Source organism: Flavobacterium sp. Sd200 (genome assembly GCF_009826935.1).
In the GTDB taxonomy this organism is placed as follows: Bacteria; Bacteroidota; Bacteroidia; order Flavobacteriales; family Flavobacteriaceae; genus Flavobacterium.
Map to the genome: position 1 here is coordinate 1,100,122 of NZ_WUMN01000001.1, position 20,312 is coordinate 1,120,433.

Annotated in this window: 12 protein-coding genes; 4 read left to right on the forward strand and 8 right to left on the reverse strand. The window is 38.5% G+C overall.

What is annotated here, in order from left to right:
- Window positions 1–35: 35 nt before the first annotated feature.
- Both GR160_RS05055 and GR160_RS05060 read right to left on the reverse strand, forming a co-directional pair.
- Window positions 36–1,286 carry a dihydroorotase family protein gene (locus GR160_RS05055; RefSeq protein WP_160748732.1) on the reverse strand — a complete coding sequence of 417 codons (1,251 nt, stop codon included), beginning with the start codon at window positions 1,284–1,286 and terminating at the stop codon, window positions 36–38.
- Between the two features lies 1 nt (window position 1,287).
- Entirely contained in the window at window positions 1,288–3,216 is a 1,929-nt protein-coding gene (locus tag GR160_RS05060; RefSeq protein WP_160748733.1) for a BatA and WFA domain-containing protein, read from the reverse strand.
- 117 nt (window positions 3,217–3,333) lie between these two features.
- Here GR160_RS05060 and GR160_RS05065 point away from each other — a divergent pair, with 117 nt between their 5' ends.
- The 4 genes from GR160_RS05065 (at window position 3,334) to GR160_RS05080 (ending at window position 7,380) form a co-directional block, all read left to right on the forward strand.
- Entirely contained in the window at window positions 3,334–4,443 is a 1,110-nt protein-coding gene (locus GR160_RS05065) for a lactonase family protein (RefSeq protein ID WP_237421164.1), read from the forward strand.
- 93 nt (window positions 4,444–4,536) lie between these two features.
- Window positions 4,537–5,610: a peptide chain release factor 1 gene (gene prfA / locus GR160_RS05070; protein ID WP_160748734.1), complete on the forward strand. Its 1,074-nt coding sequence runs from the start codon at window positions 4,537–4,539 to the stop codon at window positions 5,608–5,610.
- A gap of 131 nt (window positions 5,611–5,741) precedes the next feature.
- Complete coding sequence (gene pyrF, locus GR160_RS05075) at window positions 5,742–6,563, forward strand: orotidine-5'-phosphate decarboxylase (RefSeq protein WP_160748735.1); 822 nt, start codon at window positions 5,742–5,744, stop codon at window positions 6,561–6,563.
- A gap of 10 nt (window positions 6,564–6,573) precedes the next feature.
- Window positions 6,574–7,380 (forward strand): ABC transporter substrate-binding protein, encoded by an 807-nt coding sequence (locus tag GR160_RS05080; protein WP_160748736.1) that lies wholly within the window; start codon window positions 6,574–6,576, stop codon window positions 7,378–7,380.
- Here the strand turns inward: GR160_RS05080 and GR160_RS05085 are convergent.
- From GR160_RS05085 to GR160_RS05110, 6 genes are all read right to left on the reverse strand, one after another.
- On the reverse strand, window positions 7,377–7,820 hold the full coding sequence (locus GR160_RS05085) for a thioredoxin family protein (RefSeq protein WP_370519199.1): 444 nt from the start codon (window positions 7,818–7,820) through the stop codon (window positions 7,377–7,379). The two genes, GR160_RS05080 and GR160_RS05085, sit on opposite strands and share 4 nt — an antisense overlap.
- A 322-nt stretch (window positions 7,821–8,142) precedes the next feature.
- A complete protein-coding gene (locus tag GR160_RS05090) occupies window positions 8,143–9,279 on the reverse strand; it encodes a glycoside hydrolase family 5 protein (protein WP_160748737.1) in 1,137 nt (378 codons plus the stop codon).
- A 6-nt stretch (window positions 9,280–9,285) separates the two neighbouring features.
- Window positions 9,286–11,121, reverse strand: coding sequence for a glycoside hydrolase family 2 protein (locus tag GR160_RS05095; RefSeq protein ID WP_160748738.1), 1,836 nt, complete (start codon window positions 11,119–11,121; stop codon window positions 9,286–9,288).
- Between the two features lie 93 nt (window positions 11,122–11,214).
- Window positions 11,215–12,831, reverse strand: coding sequence for a RagB/SusD family nutrient uptake outer membrane protein (locus GR160_RS05100; RefSeq protein WP_160748739.1), 1,617 nt, complete (start codon window positions 12,829–12,831; stop codon window positions 11,215–11,217).
- 35 nt (window positions 12,832–12,866) lie between these two features.
- Window positions 12,867–15,860, reverse strand: coding sequence for a TonB-dependent receptor (locus GR160_RS05105; RefSeq protein WP_160748740.1), 2,994 nt, complete (start codon window positions 15,858–15,860; stop codon window positions 12,867–12,869).
- Window positions 15,861–16,092: 232 nt separating this feature from the next.
- Window positions 16,093–20,223: a two-component regulator propeller domain-containing protein gene (locus tag GR160_RS05110; RefSeq protein ID WP_160748741.1), complete on the reverse strand. Its 4,131-nt coding sequence runs from the start codon at window positions 20,221–20,223 to the stop codon at window positions 16,093–16,095.
- Window positions 20,224–20,312: the final 89 nt, after the last annotated feature.

A 20,312-nucleotide genomic window follows, 5' to 3' on the forward strand; every position in this document is an offset into this window, starting at 1 on the left:
TTAATATTCTTATGTTGATATAAAAGCCTGTATTATTACCCTAAAATCAGCTTTCCTTTATTATAAACCCCATAGGCTTTGCCTTTCATTTCTTTATTAAGGAAAGCCGAGTTTTTAGATTTGGATAATATGTTTTGTTTGTTAAACGTCCACGCACCGTCAGGATTAAATAATGTAAACGATGCGGTAGCTCCTTCTGCAATCAGCGATTGTTGAAGGCCGAAGATAGTTTTGCCGACAGTCAATTTCTCAACAATAACCTCTAAAGGCAATACCGTTTGCAAAGCACCAAAAGCACTTTCTAAACCTACCGTACCATCTTTCGCAAGGTCAAACTCCAACTTTTTGTTTTCAATATCAATAGGATTATGATCGGTAGTAATAACATCAATAGTACCATCTAATACACCTGCTATCAGTGCCTGCCTTTCAGTTTCTGGACGCAATGGCGGTGTTACTTTATAGCGGCTGTCAAATTCTGTTAGTACTTCATCTGTAAATACAAGGTGATGTACAGAAACACTGCAAGTTACGTTCAGACCTTTAGCCTTAGCTTCTTTAATTAGCTGTACAGACTTAGCAGTGGAAATAGTAGGTATATGCAGCTTGCCTCCTGTATATTCTAACAAATAAAGGTTACGAACAATTTGCAGTTCTTCGGCAAGTGTAGGTATACCTTTAAGGCCAAGACGTGTACTAACTTCACCTTCATGAACCACACCCTTTCCTTTAATTTTATCATCCTGGGCATAAGCAATTACCAATCCGTCAAAATCCTGAGCATATTGCAGCGCTATTTTTAAAAGCCCAGCATCCTGCAACGATTTGTTATAATCGCCAAAAGCTACAGCCCCGGCGTTTTTCATGTCGAATAGTTCGGCTATATCTTTACCCTCGCTGCTTTTTGTAAGTGCTCCTATTGGGTGTAAAGATGTTGCCGCGTTTTGTGCCTTGCTTATAAGAAATGCTATGTCGGCCTGTTTATCGGCAATAGGGTTAGCATTAGGCTGCAATGCAATATCAGTAAAACCGCTTTTAGCAGCAACGTTAAGACCGTTGGCAAGCGTTTCGCGGTCTTCATAGCCCGGCTCACCAAAGCTAACAGAACTGTCAAACCAACCATTAGATATATGCAGGTTGTCAAGCTCAATAACATCAAAGCCATCGGCTGTAAGACCTGCGCCTATTTTTTTTATTATGCCGCCTTCAACTATAATGTCAACTGCCTTGTTGTTAAATGAGCTGTTAGCATCTACTATAATGGCGTTTTTAAAGATAAGGTTCATTTTATTTTACAAATTTTTGTATCAATAATTCAAGTATCAGGAAAATAAGTGTGCCAATAACAAACCATTTCCACATTTCGTTAGCGGTACGGCCGCTTTTAATATCATTATAAACTGTAGAAACAGAATCTGCCTTAGTAAAATCTGCAAGCACTGATTGATTTTTAAGACTAAGGTTGCTTTCCGTTCTCAGATGATTAAAACTTATATTTTTAAGGTTTTCTTTTCCTTTAAATATGCTATAGTTGCCAGCAGTCTCTGGATAATCACCAAACGAAAGTTTAACTTTATTGTTGAGTACCTGCTGCATGGGTATAAAATCAGATTTATCGTTTTTAACAGCCAGCACCTCGTCTTTAGACAGTACTACATCCAGCAATACACTTTCGTTTTGACCTATCTTAAATGCGCTTATACCTGTTTTACCCGCTCCTATTGCCATATTATAAAAAGTAGGTACAACAACAGGCGAATTTTGAAAGTTACTGTTTGCTTTATTTACCGGAGCCGCAAAAATATATACATTGCCTAATCTGTTGGTTATCGAGGTAAGAAATGGAGAGCCATCATTGTATGACAATACAGGCAATGCATTTCCGCTAATGTTAAATCCTGCTTTTATATTAGGGTACTGAAAATTATCAACTTTCTTTTCAAATACCGTTTGGTATAAAGGGTGGCTAAATGCAATTTTAGTAATAAGTTTTTCTCCCTGAGTTAAAGGTTTATAAACTACATTTCCAAAAACAGTAAGCAATGTATTAAGATTTTGAGGGGTGCTTTCTATTGAGGGGATAACAACAATGTTACCTCCTTTAGCATAAAAATCTTTTAATGTGGTAATTAAAGATTGAGGAATTTCCTTCAGCTCATTCAATACAATAGCATCCTGCTTATCGAGGCTGTTGTAATCCAGTGAAGCCAATTGTGTATCTGCAAAGTTAAATTCGTCCTGCGTGTATATCCTTTTAAGGAAAGCATTCTTAGCAGGCTCCCCTATTACAATTACATTAGATTTTGATGGTTTTGAAATGCTGAAATAATAATAGTTGTCATAATCAAGGCTACCATCAGTAACAGTTACATAACCGTGAAAATCTTTTTTAGGTATTGTAAACGTGCTGCTTTTTTTATCGGCATCAAATTTAACCAATGTTTTAGCCGCAAGGCTGTTGCCGTTGTATAAAGCAATAGACACGTCATCAGTAAAACTGCCGTAAGCCCTCATATCGACCTTAACCTCATAAAAATTATCTAAAGTTTGAGATATATAAACACTGTCTATAGCTATATTCCTTTCACTTTCCGCTTCGGGCACTATAGCATAAAGAGGCGAGTCTCTGTCAAACTTTGCAAGATCTTTACTGTCAAGGTTAACGGCATCAGTAATTACCACAATATCCTTTCCTGTATTTGGCGTTTTAGCCTGAGCTTTGGTCAATAAAAAATCGGGGCGAAAAGGCACATCTGTATAGGCTAAATTCTGAAGGTCTTTTTGTATCGATTTAATATCAGTATCCCAATAAGCACCATTGTTGGTTATTAACGAAAACTTTTGGTCTTCGGGCGTATTTTCCAGTAAATCCTGTACAGTACGTTTAAGCAATTCGCCACGGCTGCCTTTAGCCTGCATAGAGAACGAATTGTCAAGCAAAATTACCATTTGGTTATCGGTGTTGTTACTGTCTGCTGCTTTAAAAAAAGGTTGGGCAAAAGCAACAATCAGGCATGCCAGCAGCAGTAAGCGGGTAGCAAGCAACAACCATTTTTTAATAACCGAGCTTTTTCGCGTTTGCATGCTAAGCTCTTTTAAAAAACGAACATTGGTAAAATATTGCTTTTGAAAACGACGCAATTGAAACAGGTGCACCAAAATGGGGATTGCCAGCAGGAATAAAAAGTATAGGATTTCCGGGTGTTTAAACTGCATTCGTTTTAAAGTTTGTCAAAAATAAACATTTTTATTCTAAATAGACGACCAAATAGCCGTTAGAAATTTCACATAATATTTAAAAATTTTACTTTTGCGTGCACTAAATTGCATACCATGAAATTAGCAAAGGCCCTACTATTATTTGCATTTATGAACGCAGCCGCACAGGACAACTATAATCTTATTGTTGGCACATATACTAACACGTGCGCCAGCAAAGGCATCTATGTTTATGATTTTAATGTAAATACACTCGAATTTAAACTAAAGTCTAATACAGATGGGGTTATAAACCCAAGCTACCTTACAGTTAGTACCGATAAAAAATTTGTGTACAGCGTTAACGAAGATGGCAGGAACAGCTCTGTGAGTGCTTTTAAATATGCTCCGGCAACTGGAAAACTTGACCCTCTTAACAAAAAAGACAGCAAAGGTGCTGACCCGTGCTATATAATTAACGACGACAAGAACGTAATTGTAGCCAACTACAGTGGGGGCAGTATTGCTGTATTTGAAAAAAAATCAGACGGCAGTCTTACCGATGCCAAACAAGTTGTAAAGCATAGTGGTACAGGCCCCGATAAAACAAGGCAGGAAGCCCCACACCCTCACATGGTTTATTTATCGCCCGACAAAAAAGTACTTTTTGTGACCGACCTTGGTGCCGATAAAATTTTCATGTACACCTACAACCCTAACGGCGGCGACAAAACTCTTATATTTAAAGATGCCATAACTATTAAAGCCGGAAGCGGGCCGCGCCACATTGCTTTTAACCCTAACGGCACTTTTATATATTTACTCAACGAGCTTGACGGCAGCCTTGTAGTGTTTGACTATGTAGACGATAAGCTCACACAAATACAAGATACTACAGTGGGTTTCCCGGAAAATTTTATGGCAAAAAACGGTGCTGCCCATATACAATTTAGCAACGATGGAAAGTATATGTATGCTACCAATCGTGGCGATGTAAATACTATTTCGGCATTTAGGGTACACGCCAATGGCAGGATAAACCTTGTGCAGCAAATAAGCACTCAGGGCAGCGGACCACGCAATTTTACAATAGACCCTACCGATAGCTATATATTGGTAGGCAATCAAAACACTAATAACATTACTATTTTTAAACGTGATAAAAGCACCGGAATGCTTACCGATACTAAAAAGAAAATAGAGCTTTGCTCACCTGTATGCTTGCTGTTTACACAAAATAAATAGTGCACATCAACCTATTCAGATTACAGTACATATTCTGCTATTAAGAATCAAAAAAAATACGTAATTTTGCAGCTCCAATAAAAGGGAAAGACTATGTTAGACAGGTTACAGATCATTAAGCAAAAATTTGACGAGGTATCAGACCTAATTATCCAACCGGATATTATATCTGACCAAAAGCGTTATGTTCAGCTTAATAAAGAATATAAAGAGCTTAAAGCCCTAAACGAAAAAAGGGAAGAATATATTAATGTTATAGGTAACATTGATGAAGCTAATGAGATCATTTCGGATGGAAGTGACCCCGAAATGACTGAGATGGCCAAGCTACAGATTGATGAAGCCAAAGAAAGACTGCCTCAGCTTGAAGAAGAGATCAAGTTCATGCTGGTACCTAAAGATCCTGAGGATGCCAAGAACGTAATGGTTGAGATCCGTGCCGGTACCGGTGGTGATGAAGCCAGTATTTTTGCAGGCGACCTTTATCGTATGTACACTAAATACTGCGAAAACCGAGGCTGGAGAACCAGTGTTGTTGATATTAGCGAGGGTACATCGGGAGGATTTAAAGAGGTGATTTTTGAAGTTACCGGAGAAGACGTTTACGGCACTCTAAAATTTGAGGCTGGTGTACACCGCGTGCAGCGTGTACCGCAAACCGAAACCCAGGGACGTATCCACACCTCTGCGGCTACTGTTATGGTATTGCCTGAAGCTGAAGAATTTGACGTACACCTTGATATGAATGAAGTACGTATCGATTACTTCTGTTCATCAGGTCCCGGTGGACAGTCGGTTAATACTACTAAGTCGGCAGTACGTTTAACACACATACCTACAGGTCTTGTAGCGCAGTGTCAGGATGAAAAATCACAGCACAAAAATAAAGATAAGGCTACTCAGGTTTTACGCTCGCGTCTTTATGAAATGGAGCTTGCAAAAAAGCAGGAAGAAGATGCCGCAAAACGCAGCAGCCAAGTGAGCAGTGGAGACCGTTCGGCTAAAATACGTACATATAACTACCCGCAAGGGCGTGTTACAGACCACCGTATTGGTTTGACACTTTATGACCTTGACGGTGTTATGAACGGAAACATCAATAAAGTTGTCGAAGAACTGCAATTGGTTAACAACACCGAGAAGCTTAAAGAAACAGAGATATATTAATGAGGATCCCGCTTTGGCGGGATTTTTTATATAATAATTGTTTTACAGCCATTACATACTATTTCGTTTAAAAAACAAAAAACGTATTTTTGCGCACGCTAACTACAACACCTAAAACCCAATACCCAATAATGACTACACAACAACTATACGAAAACATACAGCAAAAAAAATCTTTTTTAAGCGTTGGCCTTGATGTCGATCTAACAAAAATCCCACAGCATTTACTGGATACTGAAGATCCTATATTTGAGTTCAACAAAGCTATTATAGATGCTACGCAAGATCTTTGTGTGGCTTTTAAACCAAATACAGCTTTTTTTGAAGCCTATGGTTTAAAAGGATGGCAATCGCTTGAAAGCACAATAGCATACATAAACCAAAAATATCCTGAGCAATTTACTATTGCCGATGCCAAACGTGGCGATATTGGCAATACATCTGCCATGTATGCAAAGGCTTTTTTACAGGACCTGAATTTTGACAGTATAACGGTAGCCCCATATATGGGTAAAGACAGTGTAGAGCCATTTCTTGCCGTAAAAGATAAATTTACCATACTGCTTGCCCTTACAAGCAATGAAGGTGCTTTTGATTTCCAGACAAAAAAAGTTGACGGTGTTGAACTTTATAAAACTGTACTGGAAACTTCTAAAACCTGGAAAAATAGTGAAAATCTTATGTATGTGGTTGGAGCTACAAAAGCTGAATATTTTACTGAGATAAGAAAGATAATACCTAATAGTTTTATATTAGTTCCTGGTGTAGGTGCCCAGGGAGGCAGCCTGCAGGATGTTTGCAAATATGGCATGAGCGAGAATGTAGGCCTTTTAGTTAACTCTTCGAGGGCTATTATATATGCTTCGAATGGAAAAGATTTTGCAGAAAAAGCAAGAGAAGAAGCTTTGAAAGTGCAAAAGGAAATGGAAGAGATCCTTAATAATAAGCTGTAAAATTTAAATATTGAAAACTTATACAGACCAAACAGGCACTCCCCTATCGCTTGCTTCTGTTCCAACGCGCATAGTATGTCTTGTGCCATCGCTAACAGAATTGCTTTTTGATTTAGGACTCGAAGACCGTATTGTTGGAATAACTAAATTTTGTGTACATCCCTATCACTTAAAATCTACCAAGAGGGTTATTGGCGGTACAAAAAAAGTACATGTCGAAAAAATCAAGGCTCTCGCCCCGGATATCATCATTGCTAATAAAGAAGAAAACACAGAAGAAATTGTAGCCGCAATGCGCGAAATAGCTCCTGTATATGTTACTGACATTGCTACTATAGCCGATGCGATAGCGATAATAGAGGATTTTGGTAAAATATTCTCTGTACGCACACAGGCACAGTTATGGACAGACAAAATAAACTTTGGACTTAAAGATTTTAAAAGCTATATAAAAAATAAAAAACCTTTAAAGGTTGCTTATTTTATTTGGAAAGACCCGTATATGGCAGCGGCAAATGGCACTTTTATAAACGAAATGCTAAAACTGAACAATTTTACAAATATATATGGGCATCTAGAACGATACCCGGAAGTTATTGTACAAAAGATGCGCATACAGGGTGATCCTGAAGTGGTATTTTTGCCTAATGAACCCTACCCTTTTAAAGACGAAGATGCTTTTGAATTAGGGCGTTTTACTCACCATGCAAAAACTGTTTTTGTAGACGGCGAAATGTTTAGCTGGTACGGAAGCAGAATAGTTAAGGCTTTTGCTTATTTTAAACAGCTACAGGAAAGAATGGAAGAACCGGCTTAAAGCTGCCTGCCCAGTTTTTTAAAAAGGCTTATATATTCCTGTGGTGTTTCTAATTTTTCGTAACCGCTTTTACCCAGCAATCTGCCGTTTTGGTCGAGCACCACAAAAAAAGGAAAGAAACCATCGCGGTTAAATTTTTCGGCAAGAATAATTTTTGGATCGTTAATGTTTACAGGTTCAGGATCACCTTTCTTTTGAGGGAAATCGGCACGAAGCAGTATCCATCTGTCTTCGGCTTCAGCCAAAAATTCGTCCGACAGCCAAAGCTTTTTATCAAGTTCCATGCATGGCTGGCACCAACCCGGTCCCGAAAAAACGAGCAGTATTTTTTTATCTGATGCTGCAGCTTTTTGCCTTGCAGCATTAAGGTCGGTATGCCATTCCTGACCATACCCAACAACACCCACCATAAGACACAGTATAAACAGCGACTTTTTCACCCTTCAATATTTTCTTCAAAATTATAAAAGTCGTTTCACATACTGATAAATATTTAACATTTTAAATCATAATGTTAACAACTTAACAGTATTGTTAATTATTACACATAAACATAAGGTATTTACTTTCCATCGATTTAAATAAACATAAAAATGCCGGTACTTTTAGGCACCGGCATTCTTCTAACTAACCCTAACCAAATGTGAGAAAACCATTTATAAGCTGCAAATTACTCAAAAAAAAATCACTCAAATGTTAAGACATTGTTATTTATATCATATTGATAATTAAAATTTTAGCCTTGAAAAATAGTTTCAAAAACTAATTCAGCATATAAGGTACTATATTATTGGTAAACGTAGTACCTGAGTTGTTTATAAGGCCAAACCAACCTCGATCGTCCCAAACGCTGTAAGACATAGACTGTCCTAAAATGGCATCGGCCATAGTTTTGTAGTATCCTCTCACAAGATCGGTATTTCTTTCTGATGTATTAGAGCTCCTACCCACACCAAACTCGCCATAATTTATAGGCACATCAAGCCTTTGAGCATGAATACGCACGTTTTGCACTCCTGTTTCAAAAAATGCACTGCCAGGAAAAGCGGCATTACTGCCTGTTTCTCCACAAAAAGCCCATGGATTATAACTATGCACCTGTATAGACAGATACCTGTCGGTACCTCCACCCGGAAGGCTCGCTTTGCTTGGATATACTTCCTCTATATTAAGCGCATTACCCTGACCGTTTACACTAACCATTACAATACGCGTGGCATTTTCACCGCCCGTTGCACGTATGGCGTCATATCCTACAAGGTTAACCCTGCGTGTATATTCCATAGCCGTGGCATCGGCCGGATCCGGGAAAGGCCCGCTGCCATCGTTCTCGCCAAGCGTGCCTTCGGGCTCGTTTAGAACTTCAAAAATAAGTTTATGGGAATAGTTTTTAAAATGATTGGCAATGCCTGTCCACAACGTGCGGAACTTTGCATCATAAGCCTCAGTGCCATCATAATGGTCTTTTAACCAGTGCTCATGGTGCGTGTTTAGAACCACATACATATCAAGGCTAAGCGCATAATCTATAACCTGAACCAGTTCTAAAAAACGAGGGTGGTTTGTATTAACGTTGCCGTTATCGTCGGCAATTTTATCAGTAAACCTGTCCATCCATGTGGTGGGTATCCTTACATGCTTCATTCCCGCGTTATGATACAGGTCAATTATAGGTTTTATACTTGTAAAGGCTGTTGAATTATTGCCATTATCAAAAGTATTACCGAGATTAAAACCTGCACTCATGTCTAAAATTACCTGTTTGGCATTGTATCCTTCAGGATCAGTATTGTTTCCGGCTTCTACATCACCATTAACAAAAACCACCCTGTCATCACTTGAGCAAGAACCTGCCGCAAGAAGCCATATTAGCCCTAATATTGTTAGTTTATTTTTCATCCTGATCTATTTAGATTTTTTAACTGTCTTATTGTTATAATAGTTTTGTAAAGTGTAAAAAGCTTTTTTCTTTTTACCTGTATTGGATATCAATCCTTTTCTGTTCCAAAAATTTTGGTATAAAGGGTGTTGTCTGCGTGGCGATTTAAAATCGACTAATATCCAGGGAGTCATGCCTCTAAGAGCATCTACCTTATCTAACATTGCAAGTTGCTGCTCATAGAACAATTGCTGAAACTCCTCTGTCCAAATAGTATCTTCTGTACCATGATAGCCAGCTACTGCCTCTGCCCCAAATTCTGAAATCACAACCGGTTTATTAAACTTAATATCAAATGAATATTTTGGCAGGTCTTTAGGTTCTGCCCAATACCATCCACCATATTCATTAAAACTTGCTAAGTCTAATTTGTTGGCAAGAGCATCATCTACAATAACCGTAAACCCTTTACGATGCACTTCTAATGCTGCTGCTACAAGGCGTGTATTGTCAAGACTTCTCACTTTATCTGCAAGCCTGCCCATAAATACATTGCGTTCTTCGGTAACGGGTGTTTCATTACCTATAGACCATATAGCCACACAGGCCCTATTCTTATCACGCTCTATACCCACCGCCAATTGGTTTTCGGCATTTTTATACGTCTCATCATTAGTCCATGATATGGTCCAGTACACAGGCACCTCCGCCCAAACCAGCAAACCAACCTCATCGGCAAGGCGAAGCATTTTCTCATCGTGTGTGTAATGTGCCAGGCGAATGTAATTACACCCCAATTCTTTTGCCCAGTTAAGTATCATCCTCATATCGCCCTCGCTCCTTAGCCTTCCTTCAACAAGGGGGTTTTCGTCGTGTACCGATATGCCTTTTAAGAAAATAGATTCGCCATTCAGCAATATGTCTTTGCCAATTGTTTTAATGGTCTTAAAGCCAATTCTGTCTGACACTTTATCGCTGCCGGAGGCAACAGTAACATTATAAAGCTTAGGATTTTCGGGCGACCAATACTGTAGTTTTTTAACCGGGAAATTAAACTTTGCTACCCCGTTAGCATCAGTAGTAAATGATTGCTTTATTTTAAGCTCCGGTATTTCTACCGTTACTGTTTCTTTACTATTACCGCCTTTTACCTGAATAAAGCCCTCTATGGCATTTTTATTATCTTTAGCCAATTGTACTTTATAATCTTCAATATAGCTTAGCGGAGTGGCTATGAGCGTAACATCTCTTGTAATACCACCATAGTTCCACCAATCGGTATTAATAGTAGGTATTTCGTCTTTTTTACGGGTGTTGTCTACCATTACCACTACAAAGTTTTTGCCGTCTGTTAACTTTCCTGTAACATCAAACTGAAACGGGGTAAACCCTCCTTTATGATTGCCAAGCTTCTTTCCGTTCAGGTACACATTACACTCATAATTTACTGCCCCAAAGTGAAGGAAGTATTTTTTATCCTGTTTGGGCGATGCCACGAAATCTCTTTTATACCAAAGTGTGCCCTCGTAAAAAGAAAGACGCTCGTCCTGAGAATTCCAGTCGCCCGGTACGTGCAAGGCAGGCTCATAATCAAAATTATACTCTGTTTTGGGCTTATTGTCTTTTTCGGTAAGGTTGTCATAAAAACCACCCTTACCCGATTCGCTTTGGTCAAAAGGCTTTTGCCTGTAGTCTAAATATCCCATTTGGTAAGGGTCTATAATATATTTCCATTGCCCATTCAGGCTAATGGTTTCCCTCCCATAAATATTCTGGATAGTCTTTTGGGCATAAACAGTTGTGTTGAGCAATATAAAGGCTGCAAAGCCGAAAAATAATTTTATGTATTTTGTTTTAATCATGTTGTGTTATTTAGCATTAAGGTTAGAAAAAATAGAAGCCTCAACAGGCAAGGCTTCTATAACCTAACTACCTAACTAATTCAAATCTGTATTTTAATAGCCTATATTAAACTGAGATGCTGCATCTCCCATAATATCTATCTGGCTTTGAGGCACAGGCACATTTACAAACTGTGGCTGCCAAGGTGTAGTGGTATTAAGAGCATCAGCTGCTTCAGATGTAGTGCTGTCGCCGTTCCTGTAATATCTTGTAATCCTTTCTCCTAATATACCAAGACGTTTTAGCAGGAACCAGCGGTTATTTTCAAAAGCCAACTCGCGGGCAGATTCTTCAAGATAAGTATCCTGTGTCCATACAGTAAAATCTACACTTGGTGCTGCGGTAGCCGGGTTAAGGCCATAGCCCCTGCGTCTAACCATGTTGATATAGCGAAGGGCAATATCGTCGTTGCCTAAATTATGGTGTGCTTCAGAAGCTAACAGTAACGTTTCGGCAAAACGGTAGTACATGTAGTCTTTATAACTGTCATTGGTATTTGGCAACTTGGTTTGAAAATCGGCATATTTTTTAAGACTCCAATGATACCTCCTGTAGTTGTCTTCCGGTCTTGTTATAGGCTGCCCATAGCGTGAGTGCAATGGATTGTTTACCATATAATCGGTATAATTTTCGGGCCAGTAGTAGGTGGTAAAACGTTTATCGTTTGTTTTATCATAAAGCGAATTCAGATAATTGTTAGGAAAAAACCATCCTAATGCCTGACCTCCATATTCGTTAGTTATAATAATTTCAAGCTCTCCGTTAGTATCTGCACCCGACTGTTTTTCATACAGCCTCTGTGTAAATGCACTACCAAGCCAAAAACCACCACCGCCTGCAAGGGCATCGCCGTCGCCAAGCAACTGGTCTTTTTGATACACGAACAGGGCTTCGGCATGGTTTACATCGGCACCAAAAACCTGGCTAAGCTCAACAAGGCTGTGTGTACCATTGTTAATTATTGCATCAAATTGATCTGCAGCTTCCTGCCAGTCGTTTTGCCATAAGGCAGCCTTTCCTCTCAAATGTCTTGCTACACCTTGCGCATATCGGCCTTTTGGAGCCTGCCAATCAAGATGTTCTATGGCAAAATCAAGATCAGAGTTTATAAGGTCGAAAACGGCTTCATCGCTGGCAGCTTCATAAACCACCGGATCGTTAATGTTTTGCGGAGTTGTAGGTATAGTGTCTAACATAATTTTGCCATACATACTATACAGGTCTAAGTACAGCTCACCTCTTATAACTTTTGCCTGTGCCAGCAGACTGTTACGTGTATTTTCGTCCATATCTATAGACCTTGCACTGGTAATAATTGCCGAGGCTTTATCTATAATATTGTAAGCGTTGTTCCATTTATCTGCCGGAAACCTTGCCGGAGTGTGTGCCGATGGGCTATAAGGCGTAAACCATGTGCGGTGCAAACCAAGATCGGTAGCAGCCATAAAGAATACATTTGCCTGTAAATTGGAGTTATCGCCAGATGGCACATTATACAACCTCATTCTATTGTAAAGTGCATTTACGCCTACCTGAAGCCCCTGTGGAGAGTTATAAATATAATCTACAGAGATCTCATCTAAAATTTCTTCTTCCAGAAAAGACTCACACGACACAAAAGACAGTGCCGCCAGAAGTACAGAAAAGTATAGATATTTAATATTTTTCATGATCTTTAATTTATGTTTTTCTTTTTTAGACAATTTTAAAATCCTAATTGCAGTCCTGTTACTATAGTTACAGGCTCAGGATATTCGTTAGGGTTTCTTTCCGGGCTGAACGACTGATAGTCGGTAATGGTAAATAAATTGCTACCAGTTATATACAGCCTTAAATTGCTTAGCCCAAATTTGTCCAGCAGGTTTTTAGGAAGCCTGTAGCCCATAGTAATATTTTGCAGCCTTACATAAGATGCATCCTGAAGCCCCATACTGTAAATTTCCCTTGGGTCGTTACCAAAATTTGGTCTTGGCCAGTTGCCTCCCGGATTTTCTGGTGTCCAGTAGTCTTGTTTTATACCGTTTTTAATACCCCTTAATGATCCGCCCTCAGTGTAGCCGTATAGAAAAGCATTGTTTCTTGTAACCCCCTGAACAGTATAGAAATCTGCCGACATGTCAAAGCCTTTATACTCTACGCCCAACGAAAGTGTACCGTACCAGTCCGGCGCCTGAGAAGTTATAACCCTATCCTTATCATTAATTACATTATCCCCGTTTACATCGCGCAGTTTAACATCTCCCGGAACTGCCAATGGCTGGGCAGAGTTTACAATATCCTCGCCTTCCTGAAAAATACCTATGGGCTGGTACTGATAGAACACACCTATTGGCTGCCCTATAAACCATCTGTTGTTAACATCATCATCTTCCACACCATTGCCGTCTGCATCTTTTCCATAAAGGCTAATTATCTTGTTCCTGTTTCTCGTAAACGAAAGCCCAAGCTTTAACCTGAAATCTTCTTTCCTAATAAGGTCTGAATTGATCGTTACTTCCCACCCCTGGTTTTGTATCTCTCCCAGGTTGCTTAGCTGAGAGGCATAACCAGAAGAGCGGTCTAGCGCTCTGGCTACGAGCAGGTCTTTTGTTCGTGTATTGTAAAACTCTATGGTAGAAGTAATCCTGTCGTTAAAGAACCCAAAGTCTACAGCAGCATTAAAAGTTGTTGAAGTTTCCCACTTAAGGTCCGGGTTTGGCATTTGAGGCCCGGGTATATAACCAGATACACGTGTATCATCTATAATATAATCCCTTTGGTCTGCAGTACTTTGGCTTTGCCCTATACCTATAGCCTCGTTACCAACACTACCATAGCTAAACCTTAGTTTTAAATTATTAACAGCAGTTACATTTTCCATGAACTTTTCTTTGTAAACATTCCAGCCTAAGTTAGCTGCAGGAAAAAATGCCCATTTATTATTTCTGCCAAATACGGTAGAACCGTCTGCCCTGCCCGATACTGTAAAATAATATTTATTATCGTAATCATACTCTAAACGTCCTACTGCCGATACTATCCCCCTTTTAGTAGCGGCTATTGTAGGAGTGTTTAGCATAGCGCCCTCAAGTCCGTTAATGCCAAGCAAATCGTTAGGTATTCTGTCGGCAGTATTTACAAAATCATTGGTCTTTGTTTCAGACACACTTTGCACTCCGGTAAACGAAATATGATTTTTTTCCTTAATACTGAAGTCGTAGGTAATAATGTTTTCCAATTGCCATTCTACATTATCCTGAAACTGTATTGCACCACTACCCTGCCTGTTATTGGCAATACCTGCTAATGATGCCGATGTATTATATGATTTTCTTTTATAATTCCATGATCTGCGGCTGGCGTTCATTCTGTATTTAAAACCTTTAAAAGGCGTAACATCTAAAAACAGGTTCAGTATGTCATTACGCTGTTCAATTAAGTTCGTGGTTTCATAAATATCTATCAATGGATTTTTATTCTCTTCAAATCCGCCGGGAAAAGTACGATAAGAACCATCATCATTATATACCTTGCCCAGTGGCGAAGTGGTAATAGAGTTTAAAAGTATACCTCCGTTATTTGGATTATTAGTCTCTGAAAATTGGAACGAAGTATTAAGCCCAACTTTTAGCCAGCTGTTTATTTTTTGATCAGCGTTAAGCCTTAAACCAACTTTGTCAAAATCAGAGTTTGGTATAACCCCTTTAGTATTAATATAGTTTAAACTACTGAAGATGCTAAACTTATCGTTGCCTGAAGAAATATTTAGGGCATGGTTATGGGTCTCCCCTGTGCGCATAATAAGGTCTTCCCAATCAATAAAATTGCCTGTCCTTAAACTCTCAAGTTCCAATGCCGAGAATATATCTTCATCATTTTTATACACTCCTCCATTTATAGAACGATGCGCCTCTCTTGTAAGCTGGGCGAATTCCTGTGGGCTGTAAATATCAAAATTTCTGTTGATCGTCTGGATACCCGAAAAACCATTGTAGGTTACACTTGTTTTTCCCTCTTTACCTCTTTTTGTAGTGATAAGTATAACCCCATTAGATGCCCTTGCCCCATATATTGATTGTGCTGCAGCATCTTTTAAAACTTCCAACGATTCGATATCATTGGCGTTAATGTCGTTAATACTGCCTATCCTTACACCATCGGCAATTACAATAGGGTCGTTACCACCGTTAATAGAGCGTTGCCCCCTTATGCGTATTGTCGAAGAACCACCCGGAGCGCCACTGGCAAGAGTAACCTGCACACCCGCAGCCTTACCCCTAAGCATTTCGCCAATATCTGAAGTTGCCACTTTGGTAAGGTCTTTGGCACTTACAGATACTACCGAACTAATTACGTCGCTCTTCTTTTTTGTACCATAACCAACTACCACAACCTCATCAAGAATTTTTGTTCCGTTCAAGGTTGCATCAATTTTAGTTTGGTTGGCCACTACTACCGAAACTGTTTCCATGCCAACAAAAGAGAACATAAGCGTTTGTCCCGGCTCTGCCTGTATGGTATAATTACCGTCAAGGTCTGTAGAGGTACTTACAGATGTTCCTGCCACAATAACATTAGCACCCGGCAGGGGTATCTTTTGGTCGTCTACAACGGTACCTGTAATAATTTTGCTTTGAGCATGCACCGATGTGTAGAACATGCACACAAATAGCAAAAATGTTAATTTAAAAATTGCATTTTTCTGTATCTTTTTTTTCATATTCTGTAAAAAAGGTTAGTTGAAATTAAGTTAAATTGGGTTCTTGGGTTAATCACAACACAAATTTGATTTATTAAAACCACCACGGGGTATTAATATATTCGTTTGTAGGGGTATGAATGTACTACAACGATTAAGTAAATGTGTTACAACAATTTACATCCCAAAAAAAATCCCCTTTGATACATTTATCTATCAAAAGGGATGTTTTTATACCCTATTTTTCAGGTAGTTATTCTTTAGAGGTTTTATATTCGGTAGGCGAAAGCTTATACACTTTCCTGAACTCCCTGCTAAAATGTTTCCTGTCATTAAAGCCAACCATAAATGCCACTTCCGAGATTGGATATGATGTGTTTAAAATAATGTCTGAAGCCTTTTTTAGTCGCAGGTTTTTAATAAGGTTTGCCACCGACTGACCCGTAAGCGCATTTACCTTTTTGTACAATATGGTACGGCTCATTCCAATTTCATTAACCAACATATTTACATCGAAGTCAGGGTTTTCAAGGTTGTTCTCTATAACTTTCATCAGCTTTTTAATAAACTGCTCCTCGGGTGTTGAAAGTTTGTTAAGATCGGCATCTATAATAAAGTTTCCACTATACTTAAGCCTTAGGGCTTCTTTAGACGAAAGCAGGTTTTCAACTGTAAGCCTTAATACCTTAATACTAAATGGTTTTGAGACATAAGCATCGGCACCTGTAGAAAGACCTTCTATTTTATTATCGGTAGATGCCTTTGCCGTTAGCAATACAACCGGAATGTGATTGGTGGTTTCATTGGTTTTTATGTAACGGCAAAGCTCCAGCCCATCCATTTCGGGCATCATAATATCGCTTACAACAAGATCCGGTATTTCTTTTTCAAGATACACTACCGCTTCTTTGCCGTTGCAAAATTCAACAACATTATACTCTGCCTTCAATACGTTAAATATAAATTTGCGCACCTCATCATTATCTTCAACCACCATAACGGTTTTCTTGTCTTCATCAAAATCGTCGTTAACAATTTTAATCTCATCCTCAAAAACAACCGGAGCTTTTGGCGGTACATTCTCTGCATCGATAAGATACGTATTCGCGTTCGAATTATTCTCTACTATCTGCTCGTTAGATAAATGCTTATCACCCAATTGTAGTGCGATCTGGAAAACAGTATGCGCCCAGCTTTCCTTATCTTCAGGTATGCTTATCTCTCCTTTATGTAACTCCACAATATTTTTAGATAATGCCAAACCTATACCGCTGCCCACGCTGTGTACACCTCTGTCATCTGCCTGGAAGAACCTGTTGAATATATTGTTCTTACTGCTCTCAGGTATACCTATACCGTTATCTTTAACTCTTATGTAAACTTTATTTTCCTGCGGAGTGCCCTGTTCTACAGCAAACACTATCTTGCCATTTTTTCGGGTAAATTTAAAAGCATTGGAAAGCAGGTTAAACACTACCTTTTCCATTTGGTTCTTATCAAAATAAACGTGTATGGCATTGGTATTCAATACAAATTTATACTCAATATTTTTCTCTGCCGCTATGCCTTTAAACGACTCAAAAATTTCAAAACAAAACGATACAATGTCCTGCTTTTCACAATACAGTCTCATATGCCCTTTTTCAGCTTTTCTAAAATCAAGCAGTTCGTTAACCAGCTTTAAAAGCCTGTCGCTATTTTGCTGAATGGTTTTCAGCCTGTCTTCGGTCTCCTTATCGTTTTGGGACGATGCCAAAAGCTCTTCTACCGGACCTTTTATAAGCGTTAAAGGCGTTCTTATTTCATGAGATATATTTGTAAAAAAGTTAAGCTGCATATTAAAAATTTCCTGTTTGCGTTCGCTTTCCACATGTTCCAGGAACAGCTTTCTTTTAAGTTTCAACCTGTTGTTTATTATACGTACAACTACATATCCGGCAAGCACAGCCAGCATTGTATAAATAAGGTATGCCCACCAGGTTCTCCACCACGGTGGCAACACATTTATTTTTAATTCTTTTATATGGGTGTTCCAGCTACTGTCTTCGTTTGTAGATTTTAATGAAAGTACATAAGTGCCGGGTGCAAGGTTAGAAATGTTTATACGGTTTTGGGTTCCGGTAGTGTGCCACTCATCTTTACCCGAATCGTTATCAAGCTTATAGGCATATTTACTCTTTTTAGGATTAATGAAGTTCAGGCTGCTAAACTCTATGCCAATATAACCCTGGTCATAATTAATTGTTATTTCGTCAGTCTCAGAAAAAGGTTTGCTTAATATCGAGTTTTCTTTGGCCGGCTCTACCACTTCGTTATTAACAATAAGCTTTGTCAATACTATTTCTGTATCGTTAGGCGATTTTACAATAGCCTTTGGATTAAAAATAGTAAGCCCTTTCGATGCCCCAAAAACAAGCTGATTGCTATTTAGTTTAAGGCCGCAGTTATAAGAAAACTGTTTAACATTAACACCATCTTTAGCAGAGTATCGGGTTATTTCAAAATCAGAAAGCTTTAGCTTAGCCGATGCCTTAATTTTTATTCTGTATAAAACATCTTCAGAACTTACCCATAAATTACCTTCAGCATCCTCGGTAATACCTTTAATAGCGGCATCGGTAAACCCACGGGCTTTGTTGAGGTCAAAAAAAGTTTCTGCTGCCTCATCCATGCAAAAAAGGCCGTCATAGTCTGCCCCTACCCACAATCTTCCTTTCGAATCGGTAAATAAGGTAGTAAGGCTGTTATTGCTAATGCGTTTTGGTGTACTTGTTCTGTAAAGCCTGGTTACCTTTTTTAGCTTTTTATCAAAAAAATTAAGTCCGTTCTGTGTAGCTATCCATATACCGTTTGGCCTGTTCTCTATATCCATTACAAAATTATCAGACAGCGAATTTTCAGATTCATCATCCCTGTAATTCTCCACACTGCCATTTTGCAATACACGCTTTATTCCGTTTCCGTGTGTTCCCACCCAAATATCTGTACCGTCGGCCAATATTGATGTTATAGGACGTTCGTCTTCAACTTTTCCGTTAGCAGAAAGCGGAACGGGAGTAAACTTTTTATTTGATTTATCGAATTTGAATAACCCGTTATATGTGCCACATAGAACATAGTTACCCCTGTTTACAAGAGCTACAATAAGGTTCTTGGTTTTCTTTTCATCCTTATTATCTACAATATAGGATGTTGATATTTTATTTTTTAGATCGAGGTAATTTAATCCACCGCCATAAGTACCTACCCATAAAGCATTATTATTTTCTTTTGCAAGAGCACTTACTATAGCATTATTTAAACCAAAACCGGGTTTTGGAGCCTCTCCTATTTTTGTAAAATTGGCATTTGCCTTATTATAAAAATTTATACCTCCGGCACTGGTTCCAAGCCAAATGCAGCCATGCCTGTCTTTCAAAAAACATTTTACATCGTTATCTGTAAGGCTGTAATTGCTTAACGGATTATGCTTATATCTTGTAAAGTTTTTAGTCGACTTATTGTAAATACTTAATCCGTCTTTTGTTGCAAACCAAACAGTATTAGCATCGGCAATTATAATATCATTAATCCAATTAGACGAAATACTGTTCGAATCATTAAAACTGTACTCATAATGATAAACCACATTTGCACTTTTGCTGTATAAAAAAGTACCCTTGGTTTCGGTGGCAAGCCATAGGTCTCCATTGTTTTCTTTAATAACTTTCCAAACTTTAGCATTGAGCAATTCAGCATTTTTAGTAATAGCGTCAGGTAGTTTTTTTAGATCGGTGGTCAATGGGTCAAAACATTTTACACCTGTAGATGTCCCTACAATAACACCATAGTCTTTATCATAGAACAACGAAAGCACTCTGCTTTGGTTCAATATAAAATTAGAATCGCTTTTTATATTATCAAGGAGGTTATTCTTTTTGTTAAGACGCTTTACCCCTCCAAAAGTGCCTATCCAAACAGTTTTATTTCCGTCTTCTGCAAAACAGCTAATGTAGTTTCTTCCACCTTTAACAGTAGAAACATCTACCTGCAAAAAATCATTAGAGTTTTTTCTGAAAAGGTTTACTCCGTGGTTTGTTCCAATCCAAAGATTTTGGCCGCTGTCTTCAAAAATTACATTTACGTGATTATTGCTAAGGCTGTTTGCAACCTCCTTATTGCGCATGTAGCGCGAAAAACTGTAGCCGTCATATCTAAAAAGGCCATTCTCTGTGCCTATCCATATAAAACCCTTTTTATTTTGCACAATCCCGGATATCATGCTCGATGAAAAATCTTCATCATAATTTATCTGTTCAAAATGCAAACCTGTATTTTGAGCAGACAACATGAAGCAACTGCCCAAAAAAGCTATCATCAACAGCACATATTTATTTCCCCTCATAACAAACTACATAAAATATTAAAACATAAATTAGGCAATACACAATAGCAAACGATATAGTAATACGTAAAAATAACTTTTTTACAACT